Here is an 11,316-nt window from a genome sequence, read left to right as displayed (position 1 = left end):
ATCTGTACAGTGCCTTTGGTGCTACACCCTGCAAGATGTTATCAAGCAGAAGCGATTTTTCATAATCCCCCACTCCTGTAAATTACTAGAGTGAACGCTGGAACCCTATCTTGTTCTTGACAGTCGTTTGGATACTGCATAAAGCTGGACTTGCACTAAAGTTACAAGTGTAGGTTGCCAAGGGTTCTTTTTGATAATTGAATACTCGGACGTTGTAACCAAAGTTTCGGGCAGCACTACCCAAGCGATTTACGAAGTCGTAGCGTTCTACATACTCTAGTAAGCTCCAAATTTGCTGATTCACGATCAAGTCTACTCGTGCAGGTTCTTTCTCTGAAGCTGGATATGCTATCCAATTATCCAATAGCTTTTTCTCAGAGTTTTGTTGTGCCCACCATAAGCTAGGAACGGTTAATCGTTCTGGATGAATGGTGTTAGCTGTGATTACATAGTCTTTTGGTTTGGTTAATAAGTCTAGTTCTAAAGGCGCACTAGAAGGTGACGGTATTAGGGGTGTTTGTGCTAGTGAGGGCGGAACTAGTAAAGTAGTGAGGCTAATGGTTAGTAGTAATGAAAATGATGTCTGGCGATGGCTGCGCCAAAGCCAAAGGCGATCGCACAATTTGGGTATATACATAACTGATACTAATTCATAATTCGTCATGAAGGTATAAGTTAAAATTCGCACAAATTAAAGTTTAACGGCAACGATGCGAATTCTTCGATAATCTGCTGTCCAAGTTCCTTGTTGATATAGTGTTGGCTTCAGATATTCCTCAATGACGGAAATTATTTCTATTTGTTGCTCAGGTGAAAGTCCGGCGAAGAAAGAGCCAGCGAACATTTTAATCCAGTTTGCGATGCCAGCTTCTCCCTCTGCTAAGGGAGTGGGACGAGGAAAGAGGATAGCATAAATGGCATCAAAGCCTTGTTGTTCTAGTAGAGTGGTGTACTCACCAATACTGGGGTAATACCAAGGATTCTCTACTTGTGTTTGGTGGATACCAATGGACTCTAAAGCGCTGTATAAAGCTGTGGCGATCGCCAAAATATTTCCCTTACCGCCAAATTCTGCGACAAAACGCCCTCCAGGTTTTAGTGCTTGATGTATGGAAGCGATCGCGATGATTTGGCGAAAAAACGAGACATCCCCAACCGTGCTGAGGCTTGTGGAGATAGTTAAACAAACTCCCCAGCAGTGGTGAATATGGCGGCTTACAACAATAAGAAAATATTTGGTTACAACTAAAAACAATCATTCAAGGGTTTTATTTTGATGTCAATGCGGATGCTTTTTGGGTTGAATTGTCGTTGCCTTGAAGTACTCCTCTAAGGCGCGAATTACTCGTGTTTATTTGTCCATTCCCTCCACCCCTTCGAGGTGAGTGCCCCCTTCTTAAACAGATCCGAGAAGTCATTGGTACCTGGGGAGTTTGCATCTCCCAAAAATACGTGCCCTGGTGCATACACACCGAAGAGTTCTTCCCAGCTCTTCAGGTCGGACGAGTGAGTATAATTTACTAAGCTTTCATAGGCGTTGCCTTTGGCCAGAGGTGAGATCACAATTTCCTCCAGGGTGTGGCTGAAGTCGTTGGCGTTAGTACCTTCACTCTCGTCCCACCAAATCACGATCGCACCATCATCCTTGTAAGCATCGGAGCGCATGATCTCTGGAATGATCGTGGCAAGAAAATTGTCACCCTGTGCAACTGCGGACTGATCGCCTGTGTAATGCACCCCATGATAGTCAAAGCCATTAGTCAACGCCGTGTGTGAATCGTTGAATTGGTCTGGTGTAATCAGGCTGTAACTGGCAACCTTATTATGAGCAAGGTCTTCTTTTAATTGTTGCAATGGTGCATATTTAGATGCTAGAGGGTTTGCTGGTGTTGGGTCGTTACCGCCGTTGGTGTCAGTGAAAAACAGATGACCGTCGTGTTTACACGCAAAGTTATATTGATTGCTACCGTTGTAAGGGTTAGTGTAATCAGTTGATGTACCACTAAAGCTGCTCAGAGGGACAGTCCACTGGTTTCGAGGTAGAACCGTGTTGGTAAGCAGACCATTAGCATTTTTTGCCAGGTCAATGTCTTCCTGGTATGATTTCCACGAGAGACCAGCTTGCTCAAGTAAAGCACTGAGATGGAGTGTCGTATTCTGGTTAGTGCCACCAGGATTTTTGTAAGGATCATTATCGTTCAACACGCCAAAGTTATTGCCGGCTTCCTGCCAAATATAGTTTGGCTCAGATGGGTGGATGCTTGGGTTATTGCCGGACGGTGTAGCCAGGACATTATGGTAAGCACCGGCGTAGGAAACCTGAGCGGCATTCCGATTTCCGGGGGTTATGAGGCTATTTTGATACGGGGCTGCGGGATTGCCGAATATCTGGTGGGGCGCACTTGTATCGCTGCTGGGTTGCGTGAAGTTGTGGTTCTCCATATCTATGACGAAGATATGTTTGATCCTTCTGCCCCTTTCACCCTGTTCAAACTTTTCGCCCTTCTCTAACCTTCCAACGCTTTCACTTTCACCCTTGTCCGCTACTACCGCGTGTACGCTTAGGAGGCTCGCAGCCACAAACGCAACGGGAAGAATCGCCCACTTAAATAACTGTAGTTGCATTGATTTTTACAAAATGATTGTAAGCCTCACAAAAATACTGATATAGGTTTAAGCACTAGCTATTAGAGCTTTAAGGAAACATTAACATCTAGCCGGTTCCAACATTGAGTTTATAACGCAATACAGTTTAGATAAGCCCAAAACACTTGTAGAGACGGCGATTTATCGCGTCTCGAAAACCCAAAATTGTTGCCAGTAGCCCTTAACCCAAGCGTATTGGTTTATAACGTTCATTCGCTGCTTAGTTTCAAATTCTAGGACAATGCGACCCGATAATGGAAATTGGGAAATTTGCTCAGAGCGTTGAGTTAATCGCTCAACCAGTCTTTGAGCATAATGAGGAGAATTTTGAGATATAATAGTACATTTTATCCCTCATCTCAAACTTGTAATCACTGTGGTTTTATCAACCCATTAGTCAAAGATTTAAAACTGCGTGAATGGTCTTGTCCTACTTGCAGCAATTACAATTTGAGAGACAATAATGCGGCTTTGAACATATTGGCTGAGGGATTGAGATTAATGGCCGCCGTGGGGATCACGGAGGCTCTAAACGCCTGTGGAGAACTTGTAAGTCCTGTTTTCTATTCCGGCTCAGATCGTTGAAGCAGGAATCACGCCACTTCTAGTGGTGTGAGGTTCAATTCTATGACATTCATTGACTACAATCACGTCTATCTGGTTATTATAGTGATTCTCCTCAGTGATGTGATAACAAGTAATTTGCTAAACTCTGAATCATCATCAGGAGTAAGTGTGATGTTTCAAGCCTTACCAAAAACGATCGCTTTTGAAGAATTCCTAAATTGGAAGCCAGATGGCGGATGTTATGAACTACACGACGGGATAATTGTTGAAATGCAGCCAGTAGGAGATCATGAAGAGATTAATGGTTTTTTAGCTAAAAAACTAAACGTAGAATTTGAACGGCTGAGTCTCCCCTACCTTATACCCAAGCAAGCACTAGTTAAGGTTCCTGACAAAGAATCAGGTTATTCGCCTGATGTGATAGTGATAAATCAAAAGAATCTTTCAGCAGAACCGATGTGGAAAAAGTCATCAACTGTTACTCAAGCTGCGTCGGTTCCCTTAGTTATTGAAGTCGTCAGCACTAATTGGAAAGATGATTATGCACACAAACTGGTTGACTACGAAACTTTTGGTGTTCCTGAATACTGGATTACTGATTATTTAGCTTTAGGCGGTAGAAGATATATAGGTAGTCCCAAACAACCGACTATTTCCGTTTACTATTTGGTGGATGGTGAGTATCAAGTTAATCTGTTTCGGGGAAATGACCGCATCATATCCCCTACATTTCTAGAATTAAACTTGACTGCCGAACAGATTTTTCAAGCTGGGCGTTCAGACAATGAATTATGATCGCAATACAGACACTCCCATAGGGCCACGAGTTACGCCTAATTGATTTTGCAGCTTCAACTCACGCCATAATTGAGAACCTGTAATTTCACCTTGCAGTAGTTGACGGTAGCGATGTATTGTTTTAGTCACTTGCTCTGGTATTTCATTCACAAACTCGATGCGGAAGTGACGTAATCCCAGTTCTATCAGACGTTGTACGTACTCGGCTCCCGTTTGAGCAGTGCCGTTAAATACAGTATTGCGGCAACCTACATCTGCTTTGAGAACGTGTTCAGTACCTACACGGTCTTTTAATTTCACTTCCTGCTTTTCACAAGGTCGTCCACAGTTGGTATAATCTGTACCCGTTGATAGAAAGGCACAAAAAACACAATGCTCCATGTGAAACATCGGTATATGCTGATGGATTGTCACCTCAAACCACTGGGGAGGGCAACTGGTGAGCAGGTCTTGCAGTTGGCTAATATTCAGGTCGTATGATGCCGTCAGTCGTTCTAAACCAAAGCGTTGCTGAAAATAATCTGCTGTTAAGGGATTAGCAACGTTGAGTGAGAAATCTCCAATACAACGGTCTGCGGCAAAGAATTGTAGTTGGTCATAGTTCCGTATCAAATAGCCATCTGCTTCACAGGTACGTATTTGCTGCAAAATCCAGTTTTCGCCCGGTTTGGTAATTCGGGGTGGTGCAACCCAAATTGTGGGGACTGGGGATTGTTGTCTGGGTTGACGTACTAGCTGTACTGCTTCTCGGTAGGCGCGGGGATCTTCAAATTCGCAGTAGAGTGTTTCAACACCAGCTTTGAGGGCGGCTTGGAGTTGCTTGAGGTTTCGTACTAAGACGATGAGTGAGGGGGATGAGGGGGATGAGGGGGATGAGGAGGGGAGTAAGTCTTGGAAAGAGATATTAGAAAGTAATTGCCAGCGTTTGGGTTGACTCCGCAATTCTTCCAACTGTGCAACTATTTCTCGCCGCATCCGGTTCAACTCACTGACGGGTAGCATAATCGCACCGATGAGGTGGTTGGTTAGGGTTCCCAAACAGAAGGGGGTGTTACCCAAACGACCGAATTGTTCTTGTAAACGGTCTGTATCTAAGGGTTTGGTATGTGCCTCCACTAGTGAAATTGCAGACTCAATTTGGACAATATTACCGAATTGATCGCGGGCGATCGCAATCAACGCCTGACCAACTTCGCCATAAATCTCCAAGTCAATCGGACGCTGAAATTGTGGGTTCTCGCCAGCAAAACTCTGACGCAGTTGCTTATCTAATTCTGGATCGCTAGTTTTCCAAATGCGATCGCCTATATGCACTTGGCGCAGGTTCAAGTCATTTCGACCAAAGGTCAGTATCGTTTCTTTACCCTTGTGTACCACAGCATAAACTCGGCCACCTTCTTCCTTCGCCTCTGGATGACCGCAGTCAAACACAATTCCATCCCCCGGTTTTAGAGGCGCTTCCAATTTGACTGTTACCTGTTCGTTGTGAATGCGGGTCACTTCACCTAAATAAACCCCACGTTTTTTACCAAAGCGGGCATGAACTAATTCCTGATTATTAATCCCGCCAAACCAACCCGTGTAGAGTCCGCGAGAAAATGCCATTTCTAGGTTGTAGTGTTCTTGATTTGATGGTCTTTCCAATTCCGTCATCACTCCATCCAAGGCTTGCCGATAAACACGGGTGACATTAGCAACATACTCTGGAGCTTTCAGGCGACCTTCAATTTTAAGACAAGTTACTCCTGATTTCACCAAATCGGGCAAAACATCTAACCCTGCTAAGTCTTGAGGACTGAGTAAATATTTGCGTTCTTTTAAATTGACAACTTCCCCATCAGCAATTAAATCGTAGGGCATCCGGCAAGCTTGGGCACATTCACCCCGGTTAGCAGAACGTCCGCCTAAAGCCTCACTAGTCAAACACTGACCGGAATACGCTACACACAAGGCACCGTGAACAAAAACTTCCAAGGGCAGTGAAGTTTCCTGGAGGGCAATCTGCTGCTGTATTTTATTGATTTCCTGGAGAGAACATTCACGCGCCAGCACGACTAATTGACAGCCAAGGGATTTGGCAAATTCCACCCCAGCCGCACTAGTGATGGTCATTTGGGTGGAAGCATGGATAGGAAAATCAGGGGAGAGGTGACGGATGAGACGGCATATCCCAATATCTTGAACAATCACTGCATCCACACCAGCGGCAATAATTGTGCGGAGATATTGCTGTGCTTCTGCTAGTTCTTTGGGAAATATTAGTGTGTTGACAGTGACATAACCCTTTACGCCCCGGCGGTGTAAGAATGTCATTAATTGAGGTAAGTCAGCCTCAGTAAAATTTTGTGCCCGCATTCTGGCGTTAAACCGATCCAAACCGAAGTAAATCGCATCTGCTCCATTTTCCACAGCAGCTTTAGCACAGTCCCAGTTACCTGCTGGTGCCAGTAGTTCAGGACGTTGAAGAGAGAGTGGGGAAGGGGAGATATCGCTTTTCATTCAGGTTGGGGAAGGTTAAGTAGTACCATAGTGATTTTATCTAAGTTAGTGGGGAAAGGGATGAAGCTTTGTTATTTTGAGAATAGTGAAACATTTGGATTTTCTATCTTTGTCAAAGAAAGATTTGATTTGGAATGTTAAAGAACTTTTTTAGAGTTAGATCGGCAAGAGGCTGCTTAATTAATGAAAAAGCTCTTATTTATCTGTAGCCAGAATAAATTGCGAAGTCCTACAGCCGAGGCTGTGTTTTCTGAATATGAAGGACTTGAAACTGACTCCGCAGGCTTAGACCACTATGCTGAAGTCCCATTATCAACGGAGGCTATTCAATGGGCTGACATTATCTTTGTGATGGAAAAATCCCATAGAAATAAACTATCGAAAAAATTTCAGCCCTTGCTTAAAGATAAAAGAGTTATATGTTTAGATATTCCAGATGAATATGAATATATGGAACCAGCTTTAATTGAGTTATTAAAACAAAAAGTTTTACCCCTGTTAAAAATTAGACAATGAATATTCAAGAAGCATTTAATTCCGCCGCAGTAGATTACGATAACTTACGTCGTATTTTAATTCCTTGTTTTGATGACTTTTACAAAACAGCCGTTGAAATCATCCCAGGTGACGACACCGCACCGCTGAAGGTTCTAGATTTGGGTGCTGGTACTGGACTTTACTCAAGTATGGTTCAGTCCGTCTTTCCTAATGCAGAGTTTACCTTACTAGACTTAGCTCCTGAGATGTTAGAGAAAGCTAAGTTTAGATTTAGCCAAATGGGTAAATCTCCCAAAATATTAATTGGTGATTACGTTGACACTAATTTAGGTGATTCATATCATATTGTAATTTCTGCCTTATCGATTCATCATCTGTCAGATGTTGATAAAAAACTTCTTTATCAACGGATTTATGATGTTCTCAATCCTGGAGGGATATTTGTCAATGCCGATCAAGTTCTTGGCAAAACGCCTGATTTAGAAACACTTTACCGTCAACACTGGTTAGATTCTGTCTGCGCTCAGAATATCTCAGAGCAGGATCTCAAAGCCGCACAAAAACGTATGGAATACGATCGCATGGCAACCCTTGATATTCAACTTCGCTGGCTAGAAGCGGCTGGATTTCAAAATGTGGATTGCTGGTACAAAAATTTTAGCTTTGCTGTTTTTGGTGGTTTTCGACCGATTATCGGGATTTAAACATTTTTGAGGTAGAAATAAGCCTCAAATCTATGGAGGATAGGGAAAATACACCAAATGCCCAAAAATAGCCCAAACCCATATACAGCAGGGAACAAGGCTGCAAGTCTCTTGGTATATGACTTTTTTATTAAATTTTGCACCTCATTTACCAAGCCCCTTCGGGGCGGGAACAGGGAACAGAAAAAAAATTAGCCCCGAATACAGGGTTTAAAGCCCCTAAATTTATTTATGAAAAGAGATAAAAATATTTGAAACGAGATGGCGTCAGCCACGATGTTTCAATGTGTCCTTGTACAAATCCCCTGATTTTAATTATGGGGATTTCCCTGTTGCCTGTTGCCCGTTCCCTGTTCCCTTTTAACTGAAATCCGCTGTATATCAATAAACTCAGCAAAACGATGTCAGAGTTTTTCTGTATATAGATTTAAGGCTATTTTTTGAGTGTTTTCTGTCTAAGTCCCACTAAGATCGGTAAGTGGGCAAGAATAAATAAAACTATATTAAGCAATTTAAAGTTAATCCAATTGGCTATTAGTAAAGGCTTGAGTTCTTACTAAAAACCTTTAATTATTCATACCAACTTACTTAAACAAACCAAAAATACCAGAAATAAGATTTATTAATTGTCAGACTTTAATTTAATTACTTTATATAAACACTAGTCTAAACCTGCAATAATTAATATCATTTGAAAATTAGCGGCAATAGAGGTGCATTGAATGGCTAAGTCTGCACTAATGGGATCTTTGCAATGCGCTTATAAAATTGCGAGGGCATCGATCAAAACTGGCATTCCCGCAGATGAGATAGTTGATATTTTAAAACAAAGAACTACTCGTCGCCGCTTACTGTATGGAGGTTTGGGATTGGCAAGCGCATTAGCTACAGCTACCTGGCATAATGGACGTGATTCTATGGCTTTTGCTACGATTCCCAAGGTGCTAGTAGTAGGTGCGGGAATTGCTGGTTTGACTGCTGCCTACCGCTTACGTAAAGCTGGGGTTCCTGTAGACATTGTTGAGGCAAGGAATCGCGTTGGTGGTCGGATGCGTAGTTTAGCCAACGCCGCAGGTACTAACGTGACTGTAGAACTAGGTGGAGAATTTATTGATACAGATCATACGAAATTGCGATCGCTAGCTCTTGAACTTGGTTTAACAATAGTCGATATACTCGCCACTGATCAGGGATTAGTGCCAGAAACATGGTATTTTCAAGGACGCAAAATTCCCGAACTAGAAATTATTAGTTACTTCATTCCCTTAGCACGTAAAATTGACGAGGATTTAGTTGCAATTGGCGATGGAGATGTAACTTATCGCTCTTACAATCAGGCAGCTTTCGCTTTAGATAATACTTCTATTGCAGAGTATTTAGAGCAAGCACAAATTAATCCCATTCTGCAAGAAATGCTGTATGTTTCTTATACTACCGAGTATGGCCGAGAAGCAGCAGAACAATCTTGTTTAAATCTACTATTTTTAATTGGTACTAACACTGATACATTCTCACTCTACGGTGAAAGCGATGAACGTTATACCATTCGTGGCGGTAACGACCAAGTACCGCGTCTACTAGCGAATTACTTAGCAAATGTTATACAAACTGAAACAGAATTAGAAGCTATCTGTATCCGTCCCGATGGTCGCTATCGAGTTAGTTTAAAGTCTGGCTATAAAACCTTTGATCGTACTTATGAAAGAATCTTGCTGACCTTACCCTTTACCACTTTGCGTTTAGTGAAGTTGGATGTGAATTTACCAGCATTTAAAAAGAAAGCGATCGCTCTCTTAGGATATGGTACAAATGCCAAATTAATTACAGCCTATCAACAAAAATTGTGGCGCAATAAATATAACTCAACAGCAGCAACATTTACTGATACAGGCTTTCAAAACACCTGGGAAGCCAGTCGCTACCAAAAAGGCCCCAAAGGTCTGGTTACTGACTTTACTGGTGGTAAACAAGGTTTATCTTTAGGTAAAGGTTCAGCCGAATCTCAAGCCCAAATATTTTTACCACAATTAGATCGGATTTTCCCCGGAATCAAAAACCTACGTCAAGGTGAAGCCATTCGCGCTTATTGGCCTGGAGAACAATACACACGAGCCTCCTATGCTTGCTATTTAGTCGGACAATGGACAAGCATTGCTGGAGCAGAACAAAAGCGTGTAGGTAATCTATTTTTTGCTGGCGAACACTGTTCTCTGTCCTACCAAGGGTATATGGAAGGCGGCTGTGCAACAGGTGAAGTTGCAGCCCAAAGAATCCTCCAAGATTTAGGTTTGCGAAATATTTCTGCTCAACAGAAAAAACCAATTACTACCAATCAACTAAATCACCGTCATCCCAGAATTCTAAGGAACGAACGTTTTTCTGACGACTACACCAAAGAGTAAAGTATTTAATTCTCAGTAATCAATAGACATCTGGTGAAAATGAATGTAGAGACGTAGCACTGCTACGTCTCTACAAGGACCCTGGATAACGCATATTTAATTTCTGGAGATGTCTAATATAGCGCTCTTAAATGAGTCAGAAGCTAGAAGTCAGTATATTCATTATTTCTAGCTTCTAACTTCCCAAGCCAGAGCCGATTACATAGCCCCTTGTAGGCGGTCTTTCAACTCAGCACTCTTCATAGAGATGGGAGCCAAGAGTTAGTTATTTACCAGAGCAGTAGCTATTAATTTCTGTCACTATTGAACTTTCTTCGTTACTACTTTTTTGCAGAGATACCAAAAAGCCCTTTGCTGCTGGTATATTCTTTTTATCTATGGCTGTTGATGCATTATTCAATTCCTTGCTGATATTCTGATAGAGTGTGATAAAGCGTCCTTGAAAACCTTGTAATTTTTCATCTTTAATTTCTAATGCTTTCATCTCTGTGGCAAGTGGGTCTATCTTACCAGCAAGTTCAGTCAGGGCTTTGGAACCTTTTGCCGGATTGGGATTTTTACCGAATTCCTGACCTAGAGTAGATGCCTGATTGGCAACCTTGATGACTTTATTACATTGAGCAACTTTACTTTCTCCACAACCTGCAAATAATAAGGCGATCGCAGTTGTTGCTGCAAGCATAAAACTTTCTTTAAATACGCTTTGCATAGGTTTTATTATCTCCGACTATGTTTTGCGAAAGTTGGCCAAAGGAAATTTATTCTCAGCAAACTCTATTTTGCTTCTGACTTTTATATCCCTGCTACTTTATACTTCATTTTTTCGCAAATGTGTATGTAATTTCACTTAAATAAATATACAATTGTATAGTTTTGCCTCTTTCGTTAATTGAAGCAATATTTCTCCAACAGTATCCAATACTGCGTAGGTTTTGGAATTTCTTGGTTGAGGCAAGCTGTTCAATAGCCGGGGGAGAAATGGAGGCTGGCGTTGAGTTTTGCTTCCCCTGCTTCCCCGAGCAGTATTGCAACAGTATCTACAGAGCTTTTAAGCACCGAACCCCTTGTTTTTTACTCTTGTAGTGAGTTGGTGATTAGACAAACGAGCTACTAACCCAAGTTGCTAGTTACTAGTCAAGGGCGATCGCAATGGGTGTGTTAAGCAATAAAATGCCCTCCAAGAAGAAAATTAGGAGGGCTAT

At 42.1% G+C, this 11,316-nt stretch carries 10 protein-coding genes and 1 pseudogene; 6 read left to right on the top strand and 5 right to left on the bottom strand.

Going from position 1 to position 11,316, the window contains the following annotated elements; genetic code table 11:
• Window positions 1–85: 85 nt before the first annotated feature.
• The 3 genes and pseudogenes from V7K67_RS10575 to V7K67_RS10565 all read right to left on the bottom strand — a co-directional run bounded on the left by V7K67_RS10575 (window position 86) and on the right by V7K67_RS10565 (window position 2,259).
• On the bottom strand, window positions 86–637 hold the full coding sequence (locus V7K67_RS10575) for a hypothetical protein (RefSeq protein WP_334729744.1): 552 nt from the start codon (window positions 635–637) through the stop codon (window positions 86–88).
• A gap of 54 nt (window positions 638–691) precedes the next feature.
• Window positions 692–1,123 (bottom strand): annotated as a pseudogene (locus tag V7K67_RS10570) (SAM-dependent methyltransferase); the annotation flags it as partial.
• Window positions 1,124–1,341: 218 nt separating this feature from the next.
• Entirely contained in the window at window positions 1,342–2,259 is a 918-nt protein-coding gene (locus V7K67_RS10565; RefSeq protein WP_335166424.1) for an alkaline phosphatase family protein, read from the bottom strand.
• 36 nt (window positions 2,260–2,295) lie between these two features.
• Between V7K67_RS10565 and V7K67_RS10560 the strand changes: the two genes are divergently transcribed.
• The 3 genes from V7K67_RS10560 (at window position 2,296) to V7K67_RS10550 (ending at window position 4,008) form a co-directional block, all read left to right on the top strand.
• Complete coding sequence (locus tag V7K67_RS10560) at window positions 2,296–2,511, top strand: hypothetical protein (protein ID WP_335166426.1); 216 nt, start codon at window positions 2,296–2,298, stop codon at window positions 2,509–2,511.
• 450 nt (window positions 2,512–2,961) lie between these two features.
• On the top strand, window positions 2,962–3,231 hold the full coding sequence (locus tag V7K67_RS10555; RefSeq protein ID WP_334729719.1) for a zinc ribbon domain-containing protein: 270 nt from the start codon (window positions 2,962–2,964) through the stop codon (window positions 3,229–3,231).
• 153 nt (window positions 3,232–3,384) lie between these two features.
• Window positions 3,385–4,008, top strand: coding sequence for a Uma2 family endonuclease (locus tag V7K67_RS10550; protein ID WP_334729743.1), 624 nt, complete (start codon window positions 3,385–3,387; stop codon window positions 4,006–4,008).
• Here the strand turns inward: V7K67_RS10550 and V7K67_RS10545 are convergent.
• Window positions 4,003–6,510 carry a U32 family peptidase gene (locus V7K67_RS10545; RefSeq protein ID WP_334729718.1) on the bottom strand — a complete coding sequence of 836 codons (2,508 nt, stop codon included), beginning with the start codon at window positions 6,508–6,510 and terminating at the stop codon, window positions 4,003–4,005. The two genes, V7K67_RS10550 and V7K67_RS10545, sit on opposite strands and share 6 nt — an antisense overlap.
• Before the next feature lie 183 nt (window positions 6,511–6,693).
• On the opposite strand from V7K67_RS10545, the gene V7K67_RS10540 reads away from it, so the two are divergent.
• The 3 genes from V7K67_RS10540 (at window position 6,694) to V7K67_RS10530 (ending at window position 10,114) form a co-directional block, all read left to right on the top strand.
• Window positions 6,694–7,026, top strand: coding sequence for a low molecular weight protein tyrosine phosphatase family protein (locus tag V7K67_RS10540; RefSeq protein WP_334731879.1), 333 nt, complete (start codon window positions 6,694–6,696; stop codon window positions 7,024–7,026).
• Window positions 7,023–7,712 (top strand): class I SAM-dependent methyltransferase, encoded by a 690-nt coding sequence (locus tag V7K67_RS10535; RefSeq protein WP_334731878.1) that lies wholly within the window; start codon window positions 7,023–7,025, stop codon window positions 7,710–7,712. The genes V7K67_RS10540 and V7K67_RS10535 overlap by 4 nt, the downstream gene beginning before the upstream one ends.
• A 722-nt stretch (window positions 7,713–8,434) precedes the next feature.
• Window positions 8,435–10,114, top strand: a complete 1,680-nt coding sequence (locus tag V7K67_RS10530; RefSeq protein WP_335166421.1) for a flavin monoamine oxidase family protein — start codon at window positions 8,435–8,437, stop codon at window positions 10,112–10,114.
• Window positions 10,115–10,379: 265 nt separating this feature from the next.
• On the opposite strand, the gene V7K67_RS10525 is transcribed toward V7K67_RS10530, so the two are convergent.
• Window positions 10,380–10,823: a hypothetical protein gene (locus tag V7K67_RS10525; protein ID WP_334707554.1), complete on the bottom strand. Its 444-nt coding sequence runs from the start codon at window positions 10,821–10,823 to the stop codon at window positions 10,380–10,382.
• Window positions 10,824–11,316 lie beyond the last annotated feature (493 nt).

Source organism: Nostoc sp. (genome assembly GCF_036917155.1).
Taxonomy (GTDB): Bacteria; Cyanobacteriota; Cyanobacteriia; order Cyanobacteriales; family Nostocaceae; genus Nostoc.
This window is presented reverse-complemented; position numbering and strand designations above follow the sequence as displayed.

What these genes read in the sequence shown, in the direction of transcription:
- V7K67_RS10545 (WP_334729718.1), bottom strand. Translation starts at nt 6,510, where the DNA reads ATGAAAAGCGATATCTCCCCTTCCCCACTCTCTCTTCAACGTCCTGAA.
- V7K67_RS10560 (WP_335166426.1), top strand. Translation starts at nt 2,296, where the DNA reads ATGGTAAGCACCGGCGTAGGAAACCTGAGCGGCATTCCGATTTCCGGG.
- V7K67_RS10525 (WP_334707554.1), bottom strand. Translation starts at nt 10,823, where the DNA reads ATGCAAAGCGTATTTAAAGAAAGTTTTATGCTTGCAGCAACAACTGCG.
- V7K67_RS10535 (WP_334731878.1), top strand. Translation starts at nt 7,023, where the DNA reads ATGAATATTCAAGAAGCATTTAATTCCGCCGCAGTAGATTACGATAAC.
- V7K67_RS10540 (WP_334731879.1), top strand. Translation starts at nt 6,694, where the DNA reads ATGAAAAAGCTCTTATTTATCTGTAGCCAGAATAAATTGCGAAGTCCT.
- V7K67_RS10530 (WP_335166421.1), top strand. Translation starts at nt 8,435, where the DNA reads ATGGCTAAGTCTGCACTAATGGGATCTTTGCAATGCGCTTATAAAATT.
- V7K67_RS10550 (WP_334729743.1), top strand. Translation starts at nt 3,385, where the DNA reads ATGTTTCAAGCCTTACCAAAAACGATCGCTTTTGAAGAATTCCTAAAT.
- V7K67_RS10575 (WP_334729744.1), bottom strand. Translation starts at nt 637, where the DNA reads ATGTATATACCCAAATTGTGCGATCGCCTTTGGCTTTGGCGCAGCCAT.
- V7K67_RS10555 (WP_334729719.1), top strand. Translation starts at nt 2,962, where the DNA reads ATGAGGAGAATTTTGAGATATAATAGTACATTTTATCCCTCATCTCAA.